This is a genomic window from Pseudomonas resinovorans NBRC 106553 (assembly GCF_000412695.1).
Classification (GTDB): Bacteria; Pseudomonadota; Gammaproteobacteria; order Pseudomonadales; family Pseudomonadaceae; genus Metapseudomonas; species Metapseudomonas resinovorans_A.
Genome location: NC_021499.1, coordinates 266539 through 291496, shown reverse-complemented (window position 1 = coordinate 291496; position 24958 = coordinate 266539). Strand labels below are relative to the sequence as shown.

Here is a 24958-nt window from a genome sequence, read left to right as displayed (position 1 = left end):
GCCCGCAGGCGGTACGCCCGCCGGGGCCGTCCGACAGGTCAAAAACATTGATGAAAGCCATGGTCCGACAAGCTGTCAGCTTGCTCTGTTGCGCTCTCTTTCTGCCCGTCCTGGCACTGGCAGCAGACACCCAGCCCACCCACGAGTTCACCCTGGACAACGGCCTGAAGGTCGTTGTCCGTGAAGACCACCGCGCCCCAGTAGTCGTCACCCAGCTCTGGTACAAGGTCGGCTCCAGCTACGAGACGCCCGGCCAGACCGGCCTGTCCCACGCCCTCGAACACATGATGTTCAAGGGCAGCCGCAAGCTCGGCCCCGGCGAGGCCTCGCGCATCCTGCGGGAGCTCGGCGCCGAGGAAAACGCCTTCACCAGCGACGACTACACCGCCTACTACCAGGTACTGGCCCGCGACCGCCTGGCCGTCGCCTTCGAGCTCGAGGCCGACCGCATGGCCAGTCTCCGGCTGCCCCTGGAGGAGTTCACCCGCGAGATCGAGGTGATCAAGGAAGAGCGCCGCCTGCGCACCGACGACAAACCCAGCGCCAAGGCCTTCGAGCGCTTCAAGGCGATGGCCTACCCGGCCAGCGGCTACCACATCCCCACTATCGGCTGGATGGCTGACCTGAACCGCATGAAGGTCGAGGAACTGCGCCACTGGTACGAGTCCTGGTACGCGCCGAACAACGCCACCCTGGTGGTGGTGGGCGACGTCACCGTGGACGAGGTCCGCAAGCTCGCCGAGCGCTTCTTCGGCGATATCCCCCGCCGCGAAGTGCCGGCGGCCAAGCAGCCACAGGAACTGGCCACCCCCGGCGAACGCCGCCTGACCCTGCATGTGCGCACCCAGCTGCCGAGCCTGCTGATGGGCTTCAACGTGCCGAGCCTGGCCACCGCCAAGGACGCCCGCCAGGTCCATGCCCTGCGCCTGGCCTCCGCCCTGCTCGACGGCGGCTACAGCGCTCGCCTGGCGAGCCGCCTGGAGCGCGGCGAAGAGCTGGTCAGCGGCGCCTCCGCCTGGTACGACGGCTTCACCCGTGGTGACAGCCTGTTCGTCATCAGCGCCACGCCCAACGTGCAGAAGGGCAAGACCCTGGAGCAGACCGAAGCCGGTATCTGGCGCCAACTGGAGGACCTCAAGAACACGCCGCCCAGCGCCGAGGAACTCAAGCGCGTACGCGCCCAGGTCATCGCCGACCTGGTCTACCAGCGCGACTCCATCACCAGCCAGGCCACCACCATCGGCCAGCTGGAAACCGTCGGCCTGTCCTGGAAACTGATGGACCAGGACCTCGCCGCCCTGGAAGCCGTCACCCCGGCCGACATCCAGGCCGCCGCCAAGACCTTCTTCACCCGCGACCGCCTGAGCGTCGCCCACATCCTGCCCGAGGAAGCCAGCAATGAGTAAGCGCAAAGGTCTGACCCTGCTCGGCCTGGCCCTGATCGCCCTGCTCGGCGCCCTCGCCTTCGTCGCCTATCGCCTGGACAGCACCGCCAGCGCCGAGACCGCCGCACCGGCGCCGGCCCAGGGCCTGCAATCCCTGGCCGAGCTGAACGGCAACGCGCCCAGCCGCCGCACCCTGGACATCCAGAGCTGGACCACCGCCGAAGGCGCCAGGGTGCTCTTCGTCGCCGCCCCCGAACTGCCGATGTTCGACCTGCGCCTGACCTTCGCCGCCGGCAGCAGCCAGGACGGCGCCACCCCGGGCCTGGCCACCCTGACCAACGCCATGCTCAACGAAGGCGTGGCCGGCAAGGACGTCACCGCCATCGCCGAGGGCTTCGAAAGCCTGGGCGCGGAGTTCGGCAACGGCGCCTACCGCGACATGGCCATCGCCAGCCTGCGCAGCCTGACCGCCGCCGAACAGCGCAAGCCGGCCCTGGAGCTATTCACCCAGGTAGTGGGCGCGCCGACCTTCCCCGAAGACTCCCTGGCGCGGATCAAGAACCAGATGCTCGCCGGCTTCGAGTTCCAGAAGCAGAACCCCGGCAAGCTCGCCGGCCTGGAACTCTTCGAGAAGCTCTACGGCACGCACCCCTACGCCCACCCCAGCGAAGGCAACGAGAAGTCCATCCCGGGCATCAGCGTCGCCCAGCTGCGGGACTTCCACCAGAAGGCCTACGCCGCCGGCAACGTGGTGATCGCCCTGGTCGGCGACCTTTCCCGCGCCGACGCTGAAGCCATCGCCAACCAGGTCTCCAGCGCCCTGCCCAAAGGCCCAGCGCTGGCCAAGATGCCCGTACCGGAACCGCCCAAGGCCGGCCTCAGCCACATCGAGTTCCCGTCCAAGCAGACCCACCTGATGCTGGCCCAGCTCGGCATCGACCGAAACGACCCGGACTACGCGGCGCTCTTCCTGGGCAACCGGATCCTCGGCGGTGGCGGCTTCGGCACGCGGCTGATGGAAGAAGTGCGCGAGAAGCGCGGCCTGACCTACGGCATCAGCTCCGGCTTCACCGCCATGCAGGCGCCGGGCCCCTTCATGATCGGCCTGCAGACCCGCGCGGAAATGAGCCAGGGCACCCTCAAGCTGATCCAGGACATCGTTCGCCAGTACCTGGCCGACGGCCCGACCCAGAAGGAACTGGATGACGCCAAGCGCGAAGTCGCCGGCAGCTTCCCGCTGTCCACCGCGAGCAACGCGGACATCGTCGGCCAGCTAGGCGCCATCGGTTTCTACGGCCTGCCCCTGAGCTACCTGGATGACTTCATGGCCAAGGTCCAGACGCTGGACACCGCCCAGGTCAAGGCCGCCATGGCCAAGCACCTGGACCCCGACCAGTTCGTCATCGTCACCGCCGGTCCGACCGTCACCCAGAAAGATCTGCCGCCCCCCACCGACAAACCCGCCGACATGCCCAGCGGCGTACCGGAGCACTGATGCGCAAGCCAACCCCCAGACCGGCCAAACCAGGCCACGGCGGCCAGGGCCAATTGCGCATCATCGGCGGCGAATGGCGTTCGCGGCGCTTCGCCTTCCCGGACGGTCCCGGCTTGCGCCCCACGCCGGACCGGGTGCGCGAAACCCTGTTCAACTGGCTGGCGTTCCATGTGGAAGGCGCGCGGGTACTCGACCCCTTCGCCGGCAGCGGCGCGCTCTACCTCGAGGCGCTCTCCCGTGGCGCCGCCGAGGGCCTGGCGCTGGACCTCAACCCGGACTCGGTAGCCGCCCTGCGCGGCACCCTGGGCGTATTGCGCTGCGACCGGGGCCAGTTGCTCCAGGTCGACGCGCTGCGTTACCTGGACACGCAATCGCCCAGCCCCTTCGACCTGGTGTTCCTCGACCCGCCCTTCAACCAGGGCCTGCTGCAGCCGGTCTGCGAACTACTGGAACAGCGCGGCTGGCTGGCACCCCGCGCCTGGGTCTATACCGAAAGTGAGAACGCGCCCTCGACGCTGGGACTGCCCGGAAACTGGCGCCTGCACCGCGAGAAGAAAACCGGCCAGGTCTACTACGCCCTCTGGCAACGCGAGGCCGGGAACAGCGCCAACGCCTGACCAACGGCCACACCGATGAAGCCAATCCACGCCCCGGTGACCCGCCGCACCAGCTTCCAGCCCGCCTGGTGGCTGCCCGGCCCGCACCTGCAGACCCTCTGGTCGCCCTTTTGCCGCACGCCGCCGCATCTCTCGCGGCGGCGTGAGCGCCTGTGGCTGGAGGATGGCGACTTCCTCGACCTCGACTGGCACGGCCCTCACGAGGCCGATGCGCCGCTGGTGCTGGTACTCCATGGGCTGACCGGCTCGTCCAGTTCGCTCTACGTGCTCGGCCTGCAGCGCGAACTGGACGCACGCGGCTGGGCCAGCGTGGCCATCAACTGGCGCGGCTGCTCGGGCGAGCCCAACCTCCTGCCACGGGGCTACCACTCGGGCGTCAGCGAGGACCTGGCGACCGCCATCCGCCACCTGAAGGCCACCCGGCCGCTGGCACCGCTCTATGCGGTGGGCTACTCCCTGGGCGGCAACGTGCTGCTCAAGCACCTGGGCGAAACCGGCGACGACTGCGGCCTGCAAGGCGCGGTGGCGGTCTCGGTGCCCTACCGCCTGGACCAGTGCGCCGACCGCATCGGCCTCGGCTTCTCGAGGGTCTACCAGGCGCACTTCATGCGCGAGATGGTGGCCTACGTGAAGAACAAGCGGACCCTGTTCAGCCACCAGGGCCAGCCGGAACACCTGTCGACCATCGAGCGCCTGGGCTCGCTGGACAACCTGCGCACCTTCTGGGATTTCGACGGCCGCATCACCGCGCCGCTGCACGGTTTCAGCGACGCTCACGACTACTACCGACGCGCCTCCAGCCGCTACTACCTGGGCGGCATCCGCGTCCCCACCCTGCTGATCCAGTCCAGCGACGACCCCTTCGTGTTCCGCCACAGCCTGCCGGAAGCCCACGAACTCTCGGCCAGCACACGCATGGAACTCCATGCGCACGGCGGCCACGTGGGCTTCGTCGAGGGATCACCGCAGAAACCCGCCTACTACCTCGAGCGGCGGATTCCGGACTGGCTGGAGGTTTGCCGCTAGTTCTTGTACGAAAAGTCGTCGAGCGAAGGTCAGGCAAGGCGAAATCGGCCGAAGAAGCGCAGTTTACGCGTTGTAAATGAGCATTCTGAGGCCGATTTCAACGCAGCATCACCGAGCGCAGGCACTTTTCGTACAGAACCTAGTTCGGCACCACCTGGTCCAGGGGCACGTACAGCTTCTCGTAGAGCTCCTTCACCGCCGGCCGCACCTCGGGCGCCAGGTAGCCGCCCTCCAGCGCCAGCACCTGGTAGATGCCCCGACGCAGCAGGTCCTGGCTGATGTCGGCGCCTTCCCCCCGGGTGGTGCAGAGGAAGCGCACCCAGGAAGTGACGATGATCCAGCTGTTGAGGGTCAGGGCTTCCACCTGGGCGGCGTTCATCAACATGATCCCGGCGCTCACGAAGCCCCGGTAGATAGCCTGGGCGTGGTCCAGGCAACGCTGGGCGAACAGCCGGTAGCGCGCGGCCAGCTCGGTGTCGGACTCCAGCAGGTGCTCCAGGTCGCGGTGCAGGAAGCGGAAATCCCACATGGCCGCCAGCAGCGACTCCAGGTAGAAGGTCTTGTCCTCCACCGTCACCTCGCGCCCCTCGGGCAGGCGCAGGAAGCTATCCACTCGCGCCTCGTAGAGGGCGAACAGCTCGGCGATGATCTCCTGCTTGTTGCGGAAGTGGTAATAGAGGTTGCCCGGCGACATGCCCAGGTGCGCGGCGATGTGGTTGGTGGTGACGTTGCGCTCGCCCTGGGTGTTGAACAGCGCAAGGCTCTCCAGAACGATGCGGTCGCGGGTTTTCGGTCGTTGGGCCATCAAGCGGTAGTTCCTGCAATCGGTGGGGCGCGGCGAGCGGTAAAGGTACACCGCGCGGCCGCCTGGAAACACCCGGCGTCGTCCGGAACACGTCGTCCAGCCATTGATGGGGCCACGGCCGGGCGCGTCGGTGAGCAAGTTGTTTGACAGGCTAGAGTAATTGCTCTAAAAATCCAGCGACACTACAACAACCGAGCTTCGCCGCCTCCATTTTCGTGGAAGCGGACGACTCTCCCGGAGCCCCCGAGGAATCGCGCCATGGTCGCCGACATTGCTTACCTGCAACAGAGCCAGCAACAGATCAGCCAGCTGGATACCACGTTCCAGCGCCAGCGCGATGCCTTCCGCGCCAACCCCATGCCCAGCGCCGAACAGCGCATCCAATGGCTCGACTCCTTGCGCGAACTGATCCACGCCGAGCAGAAGTCGCTGATCGACGCCATCTCCCAGGACTTCAGCAATCGCTCCGCCGACGAGACCGTGCTGGCCGAGATCATGCCCAGCCTGCATGGCATCCACTACGCGGCCAAGCGCCTGAAAAAGTGGATGAAGCCATCGCGGCGCAGCGTCGGCATGGCCTTCCAGCCGGCGTCGGCCAAGGTGGTCTACCAGCCCCTGGGCGTGGTTGGCGTCATCGTGCCCTGGAACTACCCGCTGTACCTCGCCATCGGCCCGCTGGTGGGCGCCCTGGCGGCGGGTAACCGGGTGATGATCAAGATGAGCGAATCCACCCCGGCCACCTCGCAACTGCTCAAGGACCTGCTGGCGCGGATCTTCCCCGAAGACCTGGTGGCAGTCAGCCTGGGCGAGGCCGAGGTGGGCGTGGCCTTCTCCCGCCTGCCCTTCGACCACCTGCTGTTCACCGGCGCCACCAGCATCGGCAAGCACGTGATGCGCGCCGCCGCCGAGAACCTGACCCCGGTGACCCTGGAGCTGGGCGGCAAGTCGCCGGCCATCGTCTCCGCCGACGTGCCGCTGGCCGACGCCGCCGAGCGCATCGCCTTCGGCAAGACCCTCAATGCGGGCCAGACCTGCGTCGCGCCGGACTACGTGCTGGTGCCGGAAGACCGCGTCGAGGGCTTCGTCGAGGCCTATCGCCAGGCGGTGCAGGGCTTCTACCCGAAACTGGCGGACAACCCCGACTACACCGCGATCATCAACGAGCGCCAGCTGGGCCGCCTGAAGGGCTACCTGGTCGACGCCGAGGCCAAGGGCGCGCGCCTGGTGCCGCTGTTCCCCGAGGCCCAGGGTCGTCGTCTGCCGCACACCCTGGTGCTGGGCGCCAACGACGAGATGAAGCTGATGCAGGAGGAGATCTTCGGCCCGCTGCTGCCCATCGTCCCCTACCGCCGCATCGAGGACGCCTTCGCCTACATCAACGACCGTCCGCGCCCCCTGGCCCTGTACTACTTCGGCTACGGCAAGGCCGAGCAGCAACGCGTGCTGCACGAGACCCACTCCGGCGGCGTGTGCCTGAACGACACCCTGCTGCACGTCGCCCAGGACGACATGCCCTTCGGCGGCGTGGGCCCCTCCGGCATGGGCCACTATCATGGACACGAAGGTTTCCTGACCTTCAGCAAGGCCAAGGGCGTGTTCATCAAGCAGCGCTTCAATGCCGCGAAGATGATCTATCCGCCCTATGGCAAGGCCATCCAGAAACTGGTCTTCAAACTCTTCGTCCGCTGATACGGGCCTTCGCAGGCAGATAACAAGAATGAGCGAAACCACCCTCGACGCGCCGGGACTTTCCCGGCGCAACCTGCTCAAGGTCGGCATCGCAGGCACGGCCTTCCTGGCGACCGCCGGGGTCGCCGCCAGCCTCAGCGGCTGCTCGGCCAGCACGCCTGGCACGGGCTTCGCCGTGCTGCGCGACTCCGACCTGCCGTTCCTGCGCGCCCTGCTGCCGGTGATGCTGGAAGGCGCCGTGCCCACCGGGAAGATGGCCGGCGCCGTGGACGGCACCTTGCAGAGCATCGACTACGCCGTGCACCGCCTGTCGCCGGAAATGCTCAAGCTGACCCAGCAACTGTTCGACGTGCTCGCCCTGCCGGTTACCCGCGGCCCGCTCACGGGCATCTGGGGCAGCTGGGACAAGGCCAGCGCCCAGGACGTCCGCGACTTCCTCGACCGCTGGGAAAACAGCTCCATCGGCTTGCTGAAGATGGGCCACGCATCGCTGCTGCAACTGGTGATGATGGCCTGGTACGGCCGACCGGAGTCCTGGGCCCACTGTGGCTACCCCGGTCCGCCACTGATCTGATCCGTGCCTACAACGACAAGAACTCGCCCGAGACCCTGACATGCCTGTACCCGATCTCTTCGCCGAGGGCCTGGCCCGTGGCTGGAAAACCCACAATGGCTCGCGCCTGCAGCAGGACCTGACCCTGGAGGCCGACGTCGCCATCATCGGCAGTGGCGCCGGTGGCGGCACCACGGCGGAAATCCTCAGCGCCGCCGGCTTCAAGGTGTTGCTGATCGAGGAAGGCCCGCTGAAAACCAGCTCCGACTTCAATCTGCATGAAGCGGAGGCCTACCCGGCCCTCTACCAGGAAGGCATAGGCCGCATCAGCAAGGACGGCGCCATCACCATCCTCCAGGGCCGCGCCGTTGGCGGCACCACCCTGGTCAACTGGACCTCCAGCTTCCGCACGCCGGACCCGACCCTGGACCACTGGGCCCGGGAGCACGGGGTCAAGGGCCTGTCGGTGGCCGAGATGGCGCCCTGGTTCGAGAAGATGGAGCAACGCCTGGGCGTCGCTCCCTGGGCTATGCCACCGAACGCGAACAACGACGTGATCCGCCAGGGCTGCGAAAAGCTCGGGCTGCACTGGAAGGTCATCCCGCGCAACGTGCGCGGCTGCTGGAACCTCGGTTACTGCGGCATGGGCTGCCCGACCAACGCCAAGCAGTCGATGCTGGTCACCACCATTCCCGCCACCCTCGACAAGGGCGGCGAACTGCTCTATCTCGCTCGCGCCGACAAGCTGCTGATCGAGGGCGACAAGGTGACCGGTATCGAATGCCTGGGCATGGACGAGCGCTGCGTGGCGCCCAATGGCCGCAAGATCAGGGTCAAGGCACGCCACTACGTGCTCGCTGGCGGCGGCATCAACAGCCCCGGCCTGCTGCTGCGCTCCAACGCTCCGGACCCCCACGGCCGCACCGGCAAGCGCACCTTCCTGCACGTGGTGAACTTCTCCGCCGCGCAGTTCGACCGGGTGATCAACCCCTTCTACGGCGCGCCACAGTCGATCTATTCCGACCATTTCCAGTGGGACGACGGCGCCACCGGGCGCATGTCCTACAAGCTCGAAGTGCCGCCGCTGCAACCAGCGCTCACCGCCACCCTGCTGGGCGGTTTCGGCGTCGACAATGCCCTGCGCATGGAGCAACTGCCCCACACCAACGTGATGCTGGCGCTGATGCGCGACGGCTTCCACCCGGACAGTGCCGAGGGCACGGTGGAGCTGCGCGGCGACGGCAGCCCGGTGCTCGACTACCGCATGACCGATTACACCTGGGATGGCATCCGCCGGGCGTACCATGTCATGGCCGAGATCCAGTTCGCCGCCGGCGCCCGCGCGGTGTTGCCGATGCACAGCGACGCCGACTTCGTGAAGACCCTGGCACAGGCACGCGACCTGATCGACGGCCTGCCGCTCGAGCTGTATCGCGCGCGCCTGGGCAGCGCCCACGTCATGGGCGGTTGCGCCATGGGCGAGGACCCGAAGCAGGCGGTGGCCGACAGCCTGGGCCGTCATCACCAGCTGGCCAACCTGTCGATCCACGACGGCTCGCTGTTCCCCACCAGCATCGGCGCCAACCCGCAGCTGTCGGTCTACGGCCTCACCGCCAAACTGGCCAGCGCGCTGGCGGAACGGCTAGGCAAGGCATGACGGGTGCCCAGCGCCAGGAAGGGAACCTGCACGGGTTCGGCTCCGACCTGCCGATAGTCGCCCGCAGGTTGAGCGCACTTCTTGGCCGCTGGAGTTCGCTGCGCTACCATCCCAGTCCCTTTCGGTCCCCTGCCAGGACGTCGCGATGAACCGAGTGTTGTATCCGGGCACTTTCGACCCCATCACCAAGGGTCACGGCGATCTGATCGAACGCGCCTCGCGCCTGTTCGATACCGTGATCATCGCCGTAGCCGCAAGCCCGAAGAAAAATCCGCTGTTCAGCCTGGAGCAGCGTGTCGAACTGGCCCGCGAAGTCACCAAGCACCTGCCGAACGTCGAGGTGGTGGGCTTCTCCTCGCTGCTGGCGCACTTCGTCAAGGAGCAGAACGCCAACGTGTTCCTCCGTGGCCTGCGCGCGGTGTCGGACTTCGAGTACGAGTTCCAGCTGGCCAACATGAACCGCCAACTGGCGCCTGACGTGGAGAGCATGTTCCTCACCCCGTCGGAGCGCTATTCGTTCATCTCCTCGACCCTGGTGCGGGAAATAGCGGCCCTGGGCGGCGATATCAGCAAGTTCGTCCATCCGGCCGTGGCCGAGGCCCTGGCCCAGCGCTTCAAGCGCTGACCTCAGGATCTGCTGCGCGTCGGAGCGGCTCGCGAGATCCTGTAAAGGCCCCAGACCGTGATCGGCGCGTGCGTCGATCACGGCAATCCGGCACAATTCCGGCTATTTTCTGTTTAAGGCCGCCGCTGCCTGGCGACGGCAGGAGTTGTTCCCCATGTCCCTCAAGATCACCGACGACTGCATCAACTGCGACGTCTGCGAACCCGAGTGCCCGAACGGCGCGATTTCCCAGGGCGAAGAGATCTACGTGATCGACCCCAACCTGTGCACCGAGTGCGTCGGCCATTACGACGAGCCCCAGTGCCAGCAGGTCTGCCCCGTCGACTGCATTCCACTGGACGAGACCCATGTCGAAAACAAGGATGAGCTGATGCAGAAGTACCTGAAGCTCACCGGCAAGGCCTGAGCCATGGGCCGCCCGGTAAGCGGCTTCCACCGCCGCAGCGCGATCCTCGCGACGCTGCTGGTGCTCTGCGCGGGCGCGCTGCAAGCCGCCGAACCCGGCCGCGCCGCAGTCGCCACGCCCCATCCTTCGGCCACGGTGGCCGGCCTGGAAACCCTCGCCCAGGGCGGCAACGCCTTCGACGCCGCCGTGGCCATTAGCGCCGCCCTGGCGGTCGCCGAGCCCTATGGCTCGGGCCTGGGTGGCGGCGGCTTCTTCCTGCTCCGCAAGGCCGGCGACAAGCCCACCTACGTCTTCCTCGACGCCCGCGAACGCGCGCCCCTCTCCGCCCATCCGCGCCTGTACCTGCGCGATGGCAAGGTCGATCCGGCGCTGTCCCTGGACGGCCCGCTGGCCGCGGCCATTCCCGGCCTGCCGGCGGCCCTTGCCGACCTCTCCGGCCGCTACGGTCGCCTGCCCCTGGCCGACAGCCTGACGCCGGCTATCCGCCTGGCCCGCGATGGCATCTCGGTGGACCGCATCTACCGCGATCGCGCCCTCATGCGTTTGTCGTCCATGCGCGACGATCGCGAAACGGCGCGGCTGTTCCTCGACCACAAGGGCGACATCCCGGAGGAATTCAGCCTGCTGCGCCAACCAGAGCTGGCCAACACCCTGGAGCGCATCGCCCGCTACGGCAAATCCGGCTTCTACAGCGGCCTGACCGCCGAGAAACTGGTGCGCGGGGTGAACGCCGCCGGCGGTATCTGGAGCCTGCGCGACCTGGCCGACTACAAGACCGTGGAACGCCAGCCGATCCGTTTCCGCCTGGCCGACGACCGCGAACTGATCGGCGCGCCGCCGCCCTCGGCCGGAGGCATCGCCCTGGCCCAGAGCCTGGGCATGCTGCAGGAACTACCATGGCGCAAGGCCGATCGCGTGCAACGCACCCACTACGTCGTGGAAGTCCTGCGCCGCGCCTACCGCGACCGGGGCCTGCTGGGCGACCCGGACTTCGTCGCCATTCCCCAGGCCAAGCTGCTGAACGCCGACTACCTGAAGGACCTTGCCGCCGGTATCGATCCGCGCCGCGCAACCCCCAGCAGCAGCCTGCCGCCCTCGCCGCCGTGGCGTGAAGGCGACCACACCACCCACTTCGCGGTGATCGACAAGGACGGCAACGCGGTGGCCGCCACCCTGTCCATCAACCTGCCGTTCGGCGCCGCCTTCACCGTGCCCGGCACCGGCGTGCTGCTGAACGACGAGATGGACGACTTCGCCGCGGACCCGGCCGGCTCCAACGCCTACGGCCTGGCCGCCAGCCAGGCCAACGCGGTGGGTTCGGGCAAACGCCCGCTGTCCTCCATGAGCCCCACCTTCATCGAAAGCGATGAGGAGTTCGCCGCCTTCGGCACGCCGGGCGGCAGCCGGATTCCGAGCATGGTGCTGCTCTCGGTGCTGGAGTACCTGGACGGTCAGCCGGTCAGCCGCTGGCCGGCCGTGGCGCGCTACCACCACCAGTACCTGCCGGATCAGATCGAGCACGAGCCGGGGGCTTTCAGCAGTAGCGAAAGCGCCGAACTGCGCGCCCGCGGCCACACCCTCAAGCCGCTGGAACGCAACTACGGCAACCAGCAGGTGCTGTTCTGGAACAAGGCCAAGGGCACCCTCGAAGCCGCCAGCGACCCGCGCGGCGTTGGGCTGTCGGAAATCCTCGAGGTCGAGAAGGTACGCTAGGCGGCACCCCTGGATTTCATCCGGGCTACCCCTCGCGTGTAGGAGCGAATTCATTCGCGAAGGGCCGCCCCAGCGGCCCGTTCTCCCAGCCCGTCCCAAACTTCCCCCGTCAGGACGGACGTTCGCTGCCCTGCACGATCAGCGATTCCTCGTCCCCAGCCAGCCGCTGCAGCTCGCGGAACATCAGCTGGCCTTCGCCCAGCATCAGCACGTTGCGCAGGCTCTGGAAGATCCGGCTGGTGTAACCCAGGTCATTCATCAGCGAGCTGGTCTGCAGGCCGTCCAGCTCGCCCTTGCGCACGCTCTCGAAGAGGCGGGTGCGGAAGGCGCCGTCGAAGCTCGCGGCCTTTTCGTTCAACCACTCCAGGCGCGCATCCCAGGCCTCCTGCGGCAGGTCGGAACGCGCCAGCTCACGCACTTCGTGGAGCATCGCCAGGAGGTGGCGACGCAGGTCCACGTAGGCCGTACGCAGGGGTGACGGCCCCTGGTCGAGGAAGCGCCCGAGGTTCTTCTGCAGGTGCTTGGCATCCTTCACCGCGTCCACCAGCTGCAAGGCCGCCAGTTGGCAGTTCACCCAGAACTGCTGGTGCGCTTCGTCCAGGGGCAGGTCGAGGCGTCCCATGAAGCTCAGCAGGTCGCCGTACACCCCCTTGATGTGCCGCTGGTAGAGGCCCTCGGCATCCAGGTGCTGGGGTTCCGGTCGCGCCTGCAGCAACTGTTCGTCGCCCTGGACACGGGCCAGCTGGTCCACGGGCAGGTAGAGCGCGTGGCAGATCACCTCCAGGCTCAGCCGCGCGAGGTGGCGCAACTCGCGCACCACGGCACCGGCGGCGGCATCCACCGAGTCCAGGGCACGCTCGTTGAGATAGCGCGCCTGGGTACGGGCAGGCGCTTGCGGGTCGGCGGCCAGCTCGGTGATCAGCACCTGCGGCTCCTCGCGCTCCGGCAGCCAACGCACCAGCCATTGGGCGAGACGTCCCTGGATGGGCCAGAACAGCACGACGCCCATACCGTTGATCAGGCTGTGGAACATGGCCAGCTGGATCAGCTTGTTCTCGCCCAGGCCCGTGGCCCCGGCGATGACACTGACCAGCCAGGTCAGCGGCCCGAGCAGGATGAAGGCAATGGTGCAGGTGACCACGTTGAACAGCACATGGGCCAGGGCCAGGCGCTGGCCGCTGCGGTTGCCCCCAAGGGATCCGACGAAGGCGGTGGTGACGCTGCTGCCGACGTTGGAGCCGATGGCGATGGCGAAGCCCTGGACGAGGTCCACCTGGCCGCCGGCCAGGGCCGCCAGGGTCAGCATCAGGGTGGCGTGGCTGGATTGCAGCACCACGGTCACCAACAGGCCGATCAGCACGAACAGCAGGCTGCCGAGCACGCCCTGTGCCTCGTAGCTGGTCAGGTCCATGTCGCCGCCGAAGCTGGCGAAGCCGTCCTTGATCTGGTCGATGCCGAGGAAGATGAAGGCGATACCCAGCACGATGCGTCCGGCCGCCTTGCTCTTCTCGCCGAAGAAGCCGCTGAGCACGCCGAACACCAGCAGCGGCAGCGCCAGGGGGCTGAGGCTGAGGTTCTGCCCCGCCATGGCCAGCAGCCAGATGCCGCTGGTGGCGCCGAGGTTGGTGCCGAACAGAATGGCGATGCCGCCGGCCAGCTGGATCAGCCCGGCGCTGATGAAGGCGATGGTGAGCAGCGAAACCAGCGTGCTGGACTGCAGCACGAAGGTGCCGCACATACCGAACATCAGCGACTTGAAGGGTGTGGAGGTGCTGCTGGAAAGGAGCTGCTCCAGCTTGCCGCCGGCCAGTTGCCGCAGGCCCTCTTCCAGGCACTGCATGCCGAACAGGAAGAGCGCGAGGCCCGCGCAGAGCTCCAGCCAGCCGGAGCTGAACCAGAAGCTGCCGGCCAGGGCGACGATGATGAGGATGAGCAGGGTGATGCGGGTGTATTGCTTCACGGACGGTATTCCTTCACCAGACGAGGTTCAGGTATTAGCCGATACCAAAGGCGACCACAAGCGACGAAGCATCCGAAAGCATCGACGGCCCCTCTGCGGAGCCGTCGGGGTGGAGCCAAGGAGAGGTCAGTCTTCCCTGTAACCACTGATGGTGCAGCCCAGGCAGCGCACGAAGGCTTCCTGCGCCGGCACGCCCACCAGCTCGTGGGCCGCCTCGCCGACGTTACCGCCCAGGGCGGAGAACGGCAGGCTGACGAGGAACAGGCCGGCACCGATCACGGTGGCGCCGATCAGCAAGGGGCGTGCGATCAGCACGTCGCCGGCCATGCGGTAGCCGGTGGGGGCGTTGGCGGTATACATGGGATCGCCGCTGGCGTTCGGAGGCACCACTTCCGCGCTAGCCGGCAGCGCCAGCAGGCCAGTGGTCAGCGCCAGGACGGCAGCGGAGGTGCGGAACAGGTTCATGCGGGCGGTCCTTCAGCTATGAGTGTGCGAAAACTATACAGCGCATGGCGAATTGACAGCGTGACGGCCTTCAATCGCCATTGAAAGCGTAGTCGGGTTTTTTCGGCACGTAGGGGCGGTAGAAGGCCAGCAACTGACGCAGATCGGCCTGCTCGTCGCCGCTGGGCGAAAACGGCTGGCCAATCACCACCCGGCGGTTGGCGTAGTCCAGCGCGGTGGGCACCACCGGCACGCCGGCACCCCGGGCGATGTGGTAGAAGCCCATCTTCCAGCGCTCCACCCGCTTGCGGGTGCCTTCCGGGGAAATCACCAGCATGAACTCGCCGCTCTGGCGGAAGCGCTCCACGGCCTGGTCCACCATGTTCAGTTTGAGGTGGCGGTGGATCGGCACGCCGCCCCAGCGCTGCATCAGCCCGCCGAAGGGCCAGCGGAAGATGGTGTGTTTGCCGAACCAGCGGGCGTTCAGGCGCAGCACGAACTTCACCGCGAGGAAGAGCACGAAATCCCAGTTCGAGGTGTGGTGGGCGCCGATCACCACGAACTTGTCGAGGGCCGGCAGCTGGCCTTCGATGCGCCAGCCCATCAGGCGCAGCAGGCCGCGACCCAGGGCTTCGGAGAAAGGATTGCGGGGCAGGTAATTACCGTACATGGAGCGGACTTCTCTTGTTTTTCTTGTCGAGCGCGCCGGACCTGGCGGCCCGGCACGCAATCAGCGTTGGCAACGGGGGCAGTAGACACTGGCGCGCTGGCCCAGGCGGATCTCCCGCAGGGTCGAGCCGCACTGTTTGCAGAACTCGCCACCCCGGCCGTAGACGAACAGTTCCTGCTGGAAGTAGCCCGGCTTGCCGTCGCCACCGACGAAATCGCGCAGGGTGGTACCGCCGCACTCGATGGCCTGGGCGAGGATCCGCTTGATCTCCGTGGCCAGCGCCAGGTAGCGCGCCCGGGAGATGCTGCCGGCCTCGCGGCGCGGATCGACGCCGGCGGCGAACAGCGCCTCGCTGGCGTAGATGTTGCCGACGCCCACCACCACTGCGTTGTCCATGATGAAGGGCTTGACCGCCATGCTGCGGCCACGGGACAGCTGGAACAGGCGCTCGCCGTCGAACAGTTCGGTCAGCGGCTCTGGCCCCAGGTTGCGCAGCAATTCGTGGTTGAGCGGATCGCTGCTCCAGAGCATCGCCCCGAAGCGGCGCGGATCGGTGTAGCGCAGGGCCAGGCCCGACTCCAGCTCGATATCCACATGCTCGTGCTTGGCCGCAGCCAGCCCGGCTTCCACCAGGCGCAGGCTGCCGGACATGCCGAGGTGGCTGATCAGCGTGCCGGCCTCGGCCCCCAGCAACAAGTACTTGGCGCGCCGCTCCACCACCAGGATGCGCTGGCCGGACAGGCGCACATCCAGGTCCTCGGGGATCGGCCAGCGCAGGCGGCGCTCGCGCACGATCACCCGGCTGACGCGCTGCCCTTCGAGGAAGGGCGCTATGCCACGGCGGGTGGTTTCGACTTCGGGTAATTCAGGCATCGGTGTCTCGGCGGCGAAAGTCGACGCGGCTCAGCTCACGCCGAGCTCGCGGATGGTCTCCTTGAGGTTCTCGAAGTCGTACTCCGAGAGCCCCACGTAGTCCAGCACCTGGCCACGGATGCTCATCCACTCGTAGTCCTCGGCCTGGTTGCCCAGCACCAGGTGCGAGGCGCAGACGTGCTCGGCCATCTTGAGGATCGCCAGCAGGGTCTTGAGCTGGGCGTCGCGGCTGGAGTCGTCGGTGAAGATCGCCAGGGCGTTGTGGTGGTTGGCGATGGCCTCGCAGAGGTGCTCCGGCAGGCGCCAGGAACGCGCGGTGAAATAGCCGACCACCGCGTGGTTGGTGTTCAGCAGGCGGTTCTCGGTGTCCACCACCCGGCGCTCTGGGCCGGCGCTGGCGTAGGCTTCCTCGATCACCGTCATGTAGTCGGGGAAGCGCTTGAGCATCAGCGGGATGCCGCAGTTGTGGAACAGGCCGAGGGCGTAGGCCTCGTCGGCGGACTGGTAGCCGATGCGCTTGGCCAGGGTCAGGCAGGTCATGGCCACGTCCTGGGCGGTATCCCAGAAGCGGTTGAGGGTGACGATGGTCTCGTCGCTCATCTCGCCCTTGATCGACTGCGCGTTGATCAGGTTGATCACCGTGTTGCAGCCCAGCAGGTTCACCGCCTGCTGGATCGACGCGATGCGGTTGGTCAGGCCGAAGAACGGCGAGTTGACGATCTTCAGCAGGGCGCCGGACAGGCCGGGGTCCTGGCTGATGAGGCGCGCGATGGACTTGAGGTCCGGGTTGGGCATGACCTGCTCCATTTGCAGGTCGACCATGATCTGCGGCTGCGGCGGCACACTGATGCCCTGCAGGACCTGACGGATCTGATCTGCGGAAAGTTCTTGAGCCATGGGAATGCATAGGGAGATTGAGCGAGCCGACAGTCTACCCGGTTGCACCGACGGCTTGCGCGGGTAATCGGGCGAAATTCCGACCATCGTGCCAAGTCGTCGCCGACACCGCCCGGCGGCCTCCGGAGCAGGCCTGGCCTGCGGTATAATCGCCGCCTTTTTTCCGGAGAGCGACACATGTCCCTGCCCAGCCTGCGCCTAAAAGCCAACGCCGACCGACGCCTGCGCGCCGGCCACCTGTGGGTCTACAGCAACGAGGTGGACGTGGTCGCCACCCCGCTGAACACCTTCCAGCCGGGCGACCAGGCGATTCTCGAAGCCGCCGGCGGCAAGCCCCTCGGCGTCGTGGCGCTCTCCCCGAACAACCTGATCTGCGCCCGCCTGGTGTCCCGCGACACCAAGCACGTGCTGGACAAGTCCCTGCTGGTGCACCGCATCAACGTCGCCCTGAGCCTGCGCGAGCGTCTGTTCGACAAGCCTTTCTACCGCCTGGTCTACGGCGATTCCGACCTGCTCCCGGGCCTGGTGGTGGACCGCTTCGGCGATCACCTGGTGGTGCAGCTGGCCTCCCCCGCCATGGAGCGCAACAAGGACGCCGTGCTCGACGCCCTGGTGCAGGTGCTCAAGCCCCGCGGCGTGCTCTGGAAGAACGATTCCAGCGCCCGTGACGCCGAAGGCCTGGAACGCTACGTGGACACCGCCTTCGGCGTGGTGCCGGAATGGGTCGAGCTGGAAGAAAACGGCGTGAAGTTCGAGGCCCCAGTGATGGAAGGCCAGAAGACCGGCTGGTTCTACGACCACCGCATGAACCGCGCGCGCCTGGCGCCCTACGTCAAGGGCAAGCGCGTCCTCGACCTGTTCAGCTACATCGGCGGCTGGGGCGTGCAGGCCGCGGCCTTCGGCGCCAGCGAAGTGTTCTGCGTCGACGCCTCCGGCTTCGCCCTCGACGGCGTCGAGCGCAACGCCACCCTCAACGGCGTGGCCGAGCAGGTCACCTGCGTGGAAGGCGATGTGTTCGAGGCGCTGAAGGAACTGAAAGCCGCCGAAGAGCGTTTCGACGTGGTGGTCTGCGACCCGCCCGCCTTCATCAAGCGCAAGAAGGACCTGAAGAACGGCGAGGCCGCCTACCGCCGCCTCAACGAGCAAGCCATGCGCCTCTTGAACAAGGACGGCATCCTGGTCAGCGCCTCCTGCTCCATGCACCTGCCGGAAGACGACCTGCAGAACATCCTGCTCAACAGCGCCCGCCACCTGGACCGCAACATCATCCTGCTGGAGCGCGGCGGCCAGGGCCCGGACCACCCGGTACACCCGGCCATCAGCGAAACCCGCTACATCAAGAGCCTGACCTGCCGCCTGCTGCCCAACAGCTAAGCGCGCGATCCCCCGGGCCGGCCCCTGCGCCGGCCCGACCGCCAGCCTTTCCCTGGCGCCCGGGCCAGGCGTAGAATCGGGCGATTCCTCGCCAACCATCCTCCGGCGGGCCAGTGAGCCCCGGCCGAGCGAGCGGTGACCCCGCCCCGCCTTCCGGCCACCACCGACCGAACGGCCACCTGCCGTTTGCATCCGGTACGTTCCGCGCTCACCATGAGACTCTTACCGATACCTGATTAGCCGCAGGAAACCGTCATGCCCGATTACCGCTCGAAAACCTCCACCCACGGCCGCAACATGGCCGGCGCCCGTGCCCTGTGGCGCGCCACCGGGATGAAGGACGAGGACTTCAAGAAGCCGATCATCGCCATCGCCAACTCCTTCACCCAGTTCGTGCCCGGCCACGTGCACCTGAAGGACCTGGGCCAGCTGGTAGCCCGCGAGATCGAGAAGCACGGCGGCGTGGCCAAGGAATTCAACACCATCGCCGTGGACGACGGCATCGCCATGGGCCACGACGGCATGCTCTATTCCCTGCCGAGCCGCGAGATCATCGCCGACTCCGTGGAATACATGGTCAACGCCCACTGCGCCGACGCCATCGTCTGCATCTCCAACTGCGACAAGATCACCCCCGGCATGCTGATGGCCGCCCTGCGCCTGAACATCCCGGTGGTGTTCGTCTCCGGCGGCCCGATGGAAGCCGGCAAGACCAAGCTGGCCAACCATGGCCTGGACCTGGTGGACGCCATGGTGGTGGCCGCCGACGACTCCTGCTCCGACGAGAAAGTCGCCGAGTACGAGCGCAGCGCCTGCCCCACCTGCGGTTCCTGCTCCGGCATGTTCACCGCCAACTCCATGAACTGCCTGACCGAGGCCCTCGGCCTGTCCCTGCCGGGCAACGGTTCCACCCTGGCCACCCACAGCGACCGCGAACAGCTGTTCCTGCGTGCCGGCCGCCTGGCCGTCGAGCTGTGCCAGCGTTACTACGGCGAAGGCGACGACAGCGTGCTGCCGCGCAACGTCGCCAGCTTCAAGGCGTTCGAGAACGCCATGACCCTGGACATCGCCATGGGCGGTTCCACCAACACCATCCTGCACCTGCTGGCCGCCGCCCAGGAGGCGGAGATCGCCTTCGACCTGCGCGACATCGATCGCCTGTCGCGCAAGGTCCCGCAGCTGTGCAAGGTGGCGCCGAACATCCAGAAGTACCACATGGAAGACGTGCACCGCGCCGGCGGCATCTTCAGCATCCTCGGCGAGCTGGCCCGTGGCGGCCTGCTGCACACCGACGTGCCCACCGTGCACAGCCCGAGCATGAGCGACGCCATCGCCCAGTGGGACATCACCCAGACCCGTGACGAAGCCGTGCACACCTTCTTCCGCGCGGGCCCGGCCGGCATCCCCACCCAGGTCGCCTTCAGCCAGTCGACCCGCTGGGACACCCTGGACGACGACCGCGCCGAAGGCTGCATCCGCAGCGTCGAGCACGCCTACTCCCAGGAAGGCGGCCTGGCCGTGCTCTACGGCAACATCGCCCTGGACGGCTGCGTGGTGAAGACCGCCGGCGTGGATGAGTCCATCCATGTGTTCGAAGGCAACGCGAAGATCTTCGAGAGCCAGGACAGCGCCGTGAAAGGCATCCTCGCCGATGAAGTGAAGGCCGGCGACATCGTCATCATCCGCTACGAAGGCCCGAAAGGCGGCCCGGGCATGCAGGAAATGCTGTATCCCACCAGCTACCTGAAGTCCAAGGGCCTGGGCAAGCAGTGCGCCCTGCTCACCGACGGCCGCTTCTCCGGCGGCACCTCGGGCCTGTCCATCGGCCACGCCTCGCCGGAAGCGGCCGCAGGCGGCGCCATCGGCCTGGTGCAGGACGGCGACAAGGTGCTGATCGACATCCCCAACCGCAGCATCAACCTGCTGGTATCGGATGAAGAACTGGCCGCCCGCCGCGCCGAACAGGACAAGAAAGGCTGGAAACCCGTCGCGCCCCGCGCACGCAAGGTGACCACCGCCCTGAAGGCCTACGCCCTGCTCGCCACCAGCGCCGACAAGGGCGCGGTGCGTGACAAGTCGATGCTGGGGTAAGCCGGATCAGGCAACGCATGCGTTGCCCCGGCGAACGACCGGCCATGGATGGCCGGGCCGGGGGTTCAGAGGAATGCGGAGCCTCGGCAGGGATGCCAAGCGCCATCTCACATGAAACAAAAAGCCCGGCCCAGCGCCGGGCTTTTCCGTTCTTGTGGGGGCGATTTCAATCGCCATGGGCGGCGCAGCCGCCCCTCTGGTACGAAGGCGAACCTTCGGTCCGCTTGGCGAATGAATTCGCCCCCACAGAGACCAGCGCGCCTCACCAAATCTGACCACTCAGGTAGAATCGCCGCTTTTTTCGCGGTCGATCGCCATGACTTCACTGGAAAAACCCCCCGCCATCGAGGCTCGCAACGAGTTGCTCTACGGCCTGGAAGACAAGCCGCGCCCGCTGGCCGCCATGCTGGCCGCGCTGCAGCACCTGCTGGCCATCATCGTGCCCATCGTCACCCCCGGCCTGCTCATCTGCCAGGCGCTGGGCGTGTCCGCGCGGGACACCAACCTGATCGTGTCCATGTCCCTGGTGGTCTCCGGTATCGCCACCTTCGTCCAGTGCAAGCGCTTCGGGCCGTTCGGCGCCGGGCTGCTGATCGTCCAGGGCACCAGCTTCAACTTCGTCGGCCCGCTGATCGCCGGCGGCGCGCTGATGGTCAAGCAGGGCACTCCGGTGGAGGCGGTGATGGCCGCGATCTTCGGCGTGGTGATGGCCGGCGCCTTCGTCGAGATGGGCATCTCCCGCGTGCTGCCCTTCGTCAAACGGCTGATCAACCCGCTGGTGACCGGCATCGTCGTGCTGATGATCGGCCTGACCCTGATCAAGGTGGGCCTGATCAGCATGGGCGGCGGCTTCGGCGCCATGGCCAACGGCACCTTCGCCAATGGCGAGAACCTGCTGCTGTCGGGCACCGTGCTGGCGGTGATCCTGCTGCTCAACCGCATCCCGGTGGTGTGGATGCGCAGTTGCGCCATCGTCATCGCCCTGCTGGTGGGCTACGCCCTGGCCGCCTGGCTCGGCCGCCTGGATTTCAGCGGCCTGCACGACACGCCGCTGGTGCAGGTGCCGGTGCCGCTGCACTTCGGCCTGGGTTTCTCCTGGTCGCTGTTCGTGCCGATGCTGGTGATCTACCTGGTCACCTCACTGGAAGCCATCGGCGACGTCACCGCCACCAGCAAGGTGTCGCGCCAGCCGGTGGAAGGCCCGCTGTGGATGCAACGGATCAAGGGCGGCGTGCTGGTGAACGGCGCCAACTCGCTGCTGGCGGGCCTGTTCAACACCTTCCCCAGCTCGATCTTCGCGCAGAACAACGGCGTGATTCAGCTGACCGGCATCGCCAGCCGCCATATCGGCCTGTGGATCGCCCTGATGCTGGTGCTGCTGGGCCTGTTCCCGGCGGTGGCCGGCGTGCTCCAGGCCATCCCCGAGCCGGTGCTGGGCGGCGCCGCCATGGTGATGTTCGGCGCGGTGGCCGCGTCCGGCATCAATATCCTCGCCGGCACCACCCTGGACCGCCGCGCGCTGCTGATCATCGCCGTGTCCCTGGCCCTGGGCCTGGGGGTTTCCCAGGTGCCGGAGTTCCTCGCCCACATGCCGGCGGCGCTGCGCAACATCCTCGAATCGGGCGTCGCCACCGGCGGCCTCTGCGCCCTGCTGCTGAACTGGTTCCTGCCGGATACCGCCGAGCAGTCCCGCTAAGTGGCAGAATGGGCCCCATCACTCGCTGGGGCCCACGCCATGACCTCCCTCCGCATCGGCCTGATCTCCGACACCCACGGTCTCCTTCGCCCCCAGGCCCTCGCGGCGCTGCAAGGCTGCGACCACATCCTCCACGCCGGTGACATCGGCAAGCCCGAGATCCTCGACGCCCTGCGCCAGTTGGCGCCGCTGACCGCCGTGCGCGGCAATAACGACCAGGAGCCCTGGGCCCGGTCGATAGGCGAGATCGAAGAACTCTGGCTGGGCAAAACCGGCATCTACCTGGTGCACGACCAGGCCGATATCCCCGCCGACCTCGGCGAACGAGGTTTCGCCGCAGTGATCACCGGACATTCCCACAAGCCACTCATCACCCAGCGCGCCGGGCTGCTGCACGTGAATCCGGGCAGCGCCGGGCCACGGCGGTTCAAGCTGCCGGTATCGGTGGGGTTTCTGCTAATAGGGAATGGCGAGGTGAAGGCCGAGCTGCGGGAGCTGGATATCTGACGCCGCTCATCCCCGCACGGGCCGTAGGTTGCGGCTGAGCGACGCGAAGCCCAACATTTGCAAACCTAGTTGGGCCGCGCTGCGCTTGGCCCAACCTACAGCGCACAGCGACTCAGCGCTTCTCCCACACCTCGAAGGCGTAGGCGGGGGTATCGGTCGTCGCTTCGTGCGCGACGCTGGAGGCCAGGCGCCAGTCCTGCTGCGATACTTCCGGGAACCAGGCGTCGCCTTCCGGAGCCAGCTCCACGCGGGTCAGGTAGAGACGGTCGGCCGCGGCCAGGCCCTCGGTGTAGAGTTGGGCGCCGCCGATCAGCATCAGCTCGTCGGCCTCTTTCTCCCATGCCCAGGCGCTGGCGCGCTCGATGGCGGCTTCCAGGCTGGGAAAGACTTCGGCCCCTTCCAGCACCAGGCCCTGCTGGCGACTGACCACCAGGTTGAGCCGGCCGGGCAGCGGGCGGCCCAGGGAGTCCCAGGTCTTGCGGCCCATGATGATCGGCTTGCCGAGGGTCATGGCCTTGAAGTGCTTGAGGTCTGCCGGCAGGTGCCAGGGCAGTTGGTTGTCGCGGCCGATCACGCGGTTCTGCGCGAGGGCGGCGATCAGGCAGAGAGGCAGGTTCTTTTTCATGGCGGCGAGGATACCGACTGCCGCCCGGGAGAGAAAGCCAAGGGCGGCGGGGTGTCGGCGAGGCTTTATCGAAACCGCCTGTGGACAATCCACCGAGCGCCATTCGTCGCCAAGCATCTTCCTGACCGAATGGTCAACTGATTGTTTTCGAGATTTCGCAGAAGTTAGCGATTGTTGGGCAGGAGATAGCAGGAAAACGTCGCAGAAAAAATTGTATACAAAGCACTAGCCAATAGGCTAGGTACTTGTCTACAGTTGCCGACACAATAACAAAACGCGAGTGCATCACCATGACAGTCCCATCCGCAAGTCCGTCTCCGGAGCAGCGTCCGGAAGACGAAAACCTCGGCATTGGAGCCAACCTCGCCTACGGTCTGCAGCACGTACTGACCATGTATGGCGGAATTGTCGCGGTACCCCTGATCATCGGCCAGGCTGCCGGGCTTACGCCCGCGGACATCGGCCTGCTGATCGCTGCCTCACTGTTCGCCGGTGGCCTGGCCACCCTGCTGCAAACCATCGGCCTGCCGTTCTTCGGCTGCCAGCTGCCCCTGGTGCAAGGCGTGTCCTTCGCCGGCGTGGCCACCATGATCGCGATCATCGGCAGCAACGGCGCCGGCGGCATCCCTGCCGTGCTCGGTGCGGTAATCGCGGCCTCGCTGATCGGCCTGTTGATAACCCCGGTGTTCTCGCGGATCACCAAGTTCTTCCCGCCCCTGGTGACCGGCATCGTGATCACCACCATCGGCCTCACCCTGATGCCGGTGGCCGCCCGCTGGGCCATGGGTGGCAACAGCCAGTCGCCGGAGTTCGGCAGCGTCGCCAACATCGGCCTGGCCGCCTTCACCCTCGGCACCGTGCTGCTGCTGAGCAAGCTGGGCAGCGCCAGCATTTCGCGCCTGTCCATCCTGCTGGCCATGGTGATCGGTACCGTGGCCGCGGTGTTCTTCGGCATGGCCGACTTCTCCAAGGTGCTGGAAGGTCCGCTGGTGGCGCTGCCCACTCCGCTGCATTTCGGCATGCCGGAGTTCCACATCGCCGCGATCCTGTCGATGCTGATCGTGATCATCGTGACCCTGGTGGAAACCTCGGCCGACATCCTCGCCGTGGGTGAGATCATCGGCACCAAGGTCGACTCCAAGCGCCTGGGCAACGGCCTGCGCGCGGACATGATCTCCAGCTCGCTGGCACCGCTGTTCGGTTCCTTCACCCAGAGTGCCTTCGCCCAGAACGTCGGCCTGGTGGCCGTCACCGGCGTGAAGAGCCGCTACGTGGTGGCCACCGCCGGCCTGATCCTGGTGACCCTGGGCCTGCTCCCGGTGATGGGGCGGCTGATCGCCGCAGTGCCCACCGCCGTGCTAGGCGGCGCCGGCATCGTGCTGTTCGGCACCGTGGCCGCCGCGGGTATCCGTACCCTGGCCCAGGTGGACTACCGCAACAACATGAACCTGATCATCGTCGCCACCTCCATCGGCTTCGGCATGATCCCGATCGCCGCGCCGACCTTCTACCACCACTTCCCGGCCTGGTTCGAAACCATCTTCCATTCCGGCATCAGCTCGGCGGCGATCATGGCGATCCTGCTGAACCTGATCTTCAACCACCTCAAGGCCGGCAATTCGGACCAGCAATCGGTGTTCGTCGCCGCCAGCGACCGCAGGATCCGCTACCAGGACATCGCCGCCCTGCACGAAGGCGACTACTTCCGCGACGGCAAGCTGTACGACTGCGACGGCAAGGAAGTGCAGGTCGCCGAGCATGAGGACCACCACGACACACCACCGGCCCCCCGGGTCAAGGTGGCGGCCAGCTCCCACGGCCACTGACGGGTTCAGGCCGGCGCCTTGCGC

22 protein-coding genes are annotated in these 24958 nt (G+C 67.0%); 15 read left to right on the top strand and 7 right to left on the bottom strand.

Annotated elements, in window-relative coordinates:
- Positions 1-50: 50 nt before the first annotated feature.
- From PCA10_RS01320 to PCA10_RS01305, 4 genes are read left to right on the top strand one after another with little or no spacing between them, the layout of a single operon-like run.
- Complete coding sequence (locus PCA10_RS01320; RefSeq protein ID WP_041770091.1) at positions 51-1406, top strand: M16 family metallopeptidase; 1356 nt, start codon at positions 51-53, stop codon at positions 1404-1406.
- A complete protein-coding gene (locus PCA10_RS01315) occupies positions 1399-2880 on the top strand; it encodes a M16 family metallopeptidase (RefSeq protein WP_016490208.1) in 1482 nt (493 codons plus the stop codon). Before PCA10_RS01320 ends, PCA10_RS01315 begins: the two co-directional genes overlap by 8 nt.
- Positions 2880-3497: a 16S rRNA (guanine(966)-N(2))-methyltransferase RsmD gene (rsmD, locus tag PCA10_RS01310; protein ID WP_016490207.1), complete on the top strand. Its 618-nt coding sequence runs from the start codon at positions 2880-2882 to the stop codon at positions 3495-3497. Before PCA10_RS01315 ends, rsmD begins: the two co-directional genes overlap by 1 nt.
- A 15-nt stretch (positions 3498-3512) precedes the next feature.
- Entirely contained in the window at positions 3513-4523 is a 1011-nt protein-coding gene (locus PCA10_RS01305; protein WP_016490206.1) for a hydrolase, read from the top strand.
- Between the two features lie 139 nt (positions 4524-4662).
- Here the strand turns inward: PCA10_RS01305 and PCA10_RS01300 are convergent, their stop codons facing one another.
- Positions 4663-5328, bottom strand: coding sequence for a TetR/AcrR family transcriptional regulator (locus PCA10_RS01300; RefSeq protein ID WP_016490205.1), 666 nt, complete (start codon positions 5326-5328; stop codon positions 4663-4665).
- A 258-nt stretch (positions 5329-5586) separates the two neighbouring features.
- Here PCA10_RS01300 and PCA10_RS01295 point away from each other — a divergent pair, with 258 nt between their 5' ends.
- The 6 genes from PCA10_RS01295 (at position 5587) to ggt (ending at position 11971) form a co-directional block, all read left to right on the top strand.
- Positions 5587-7017, top strand: coding sequence for a coniferyl aldehyde dehydrogenase (locus PCA10_RS01295; RefSeq protein ID WP_016490204.1), 1431 nt, complete (start codon positions 5587-5589; stop codon positions 7015-7017).
- 28 nt (positions 7018-7045) lie between these two features.
- Positions 7046-7591, top strand: a complete 546-nt coding sequence (locus PCA10_RS01290) for a hypothetical protein (protein WP_016490203.1) — start codon at positions 7046-7048, stop codon at positions 7589-7591.
- 40 nt (positions 7592-7631) lie between these two features.
- Complete coding sequence (locus PCA10_RS01285; protein WP_016490202.1) at positions 7632-9227, top strand: GMC family oxidoreductase; 1596 nt, start codon at positions 7632-7634, stop codon at positions 9225-9227.
- A 145-nt stretch (positions 9228-9372) separates the two neighbouring features.
- Positions 9373-9852 carry a pantetheine-phosphate adenylyltransferase gene (coaD, locus tag PCA10_RS01280; protein WP_016490201.1) on the top strand — a complete coding sequence of 160 codons (480 nt, stop codon included), beginning with the start codon at positions 9373-9375 and terminating at the stop codon, positions 9850-9852.
- Positions 9853-10006: 154 nt separating this feature from the next.
- The gene (locus PCA10_RS01275) at positions 10007-10258 is read left to right on the top strand and encodes a YfhL family 4Fe-4S dicluster ferredoxin (RefSeq protein WP_016490200.1); all 252 of its coding nucleotides are present in this window, start codon (positions 10007-10009) and stop codon (positions 10256-10258) included.
- Positions 10259-10261: 3 nt separating this feature from the next.
- Positions 10262-11971 carry a gamma-glutamyltransferase gene (gene ggt / locus PCA10_RS01270; RefSeq protein WP_016490199.1) on the top strand — a complete coding sequence of 570 codons (1710 nt, stop codon included), beginning with the start codon at positions 10262-10264 and terminating at the stop codon, positions 11969-11971.
- A gap of 109 nt (positions 11972-12080) precedes the next feature.
- Here the strand turns inward: ggt and PCA10_RS01265 are convergent, their stop codons facing one another.
- From PCA10_RS01265 to PCA10_RS01245, 5 genes are all read right to left on the bottom strand, one after another.
- On the bottom strand, positions 12081-13931 hold the full coding sequence (locus PCA10_RS01265; RefSeq protein ID WP_016490198.1) for a Na/Pi cotransporter family protein: 1851 nt from the start codon (positions 13929-13931) through the stop codon (positions 12081-12083).
- Between the two features lie 126 nt (positions 13932-14057).
- Positions 14058-14396: a hypothetical protein gene (locus PCA10_RS01260; RefSeq protein WP_016490197.1), complete on the bottom strand. Its 339-nt coding sequence runs from the start codon at positions 14394-14396 to the stop codon at positions 14058-14060.
- A gap of 70 nt (positions 14397-14466) precedes the next feature.
- Positions 14467-15045, bottom strand: a complete 579-nt coding sequence (locus PCA10_RS01255) for a lysophospholipid acyltransferase family protein (protein WP_016490196.1) — start codon at positions 15043-15045, stop codon at positions 14467-14469.
- Positions 15046-15105: 60 nt separating this feature from the next.
- Positions 15106-15918 carry a bifunctional DNA-formamidopyrimidine glycosylase/DNA-(apurinic or apyrimidinic site) lyase gene (gene mutM, locus PCA10_RS01250; protein WP_016490195.1) on the bottom strand — a complete coding sequence of 271 codons (813 nt, stop codon included), beginning with the start codon at positions 15916-15918 and terminating at the stop codon, positions 15106-15108.
- A gap of 30 nt (positions 15919-15948) precedes the next feature.
- Positions 15949-16815 (bottom strand): HDOD domain-containing protein, encoded by an 867-nt coding sequence (locus PCA10_RS01245; protein ID WP_041770089.1) that lies wholly within the window; start codon positions 16813-16815, stop codon positions 15949-15951.
- Between the two features lie 177 nt (positions 16816-16992).
- On the opposite strand from PCA10_RS01245, the gene PCA10_RS01240 reads away from it, so the two are divergent.
- The 4 genes from PCA10_RS01240 to PCA10_RS01225 all read left to right on the top strand — a co-directional run bounded on the left by PCA10_RS01240 (position 16993) and on the right by PCA10_RS01225 (position 22483).
- On the top strand, positions 16993-18189 hold the full coding sequence (locus tag PCA10_RS01240; RefSeq protein WP_016490193.1) for a class I SAM-dependent rRNA methyltransferase: 1197 nt from the start codon (positions 16993-16995) through the stop codon (positions 18187-18189).
- Positions 18190-18444: 255 nt separating this feature from the next.
- Positions 18445-20280: a dihydroxy-acid dehydratase gene (gene ilvD / locus PCA10_RS01235; RefSeq protein WP_016490192.1), complete on the top strand. Its 1836-nt coding sequence runs from the start codon at positions 18445-18447 to the stop codon at positions 20278-20280.
- A 316-nt stretch (positions 20281-20596) separates the two neighbouring features.
- Positions 20597-21976, top strand: a complete 1380-nt coding sequence (locus PCA10_RS01230; RefSeq protein WP_016490191.1) for a nucleobase:cation symporter-2 family protein — start codon at positions 20597-20599, stop codon at positions 21974-21976.
- Positions 21977-22015: 39 nt separating this feature from the next.
- Entirely contained in the window at positions 22016-22483 is a 468-nt protein-coding gene (locus tag PCA10_RS01225) for a metallophosphoesterase family protein (RefSeq protein ID WP_016490190.1), read from the top strand.
- 112 nt (positions 22484-22595) lie between these two features.
- Here PCA10_RS01225 and PCA10_RS01220 read toward each other — a convergent pair whose 3' ends face one another.
- A complete protein-coding gene (locus PCA10_RS01220; RefSeq protein ID WP_016490189.1) occupies positions 22596-23108 on the bottom strand; it encodes a dihydrofolate reductase in 513 nt (170 codons plus the stop codon).
- Positions 23109-23398: 290 nt separating this feature from the next.
- On the opposite strand from PCA10_RS01220, the gene PCA10_RS01215 reads away from it, so the two are divergent.
- A complete protein-coding gene (locus PCA10_RS01215) occupies positions 23399-24934 on the top strand; it encodes a nucleobase:cation symporter-2 family protein (protein WP_016490188.1) in 1536 nt (511 codons plus the stop codon).
- The last annotated feature ends 24 nt before the right edge of the window (positions 24935-24958 follow it).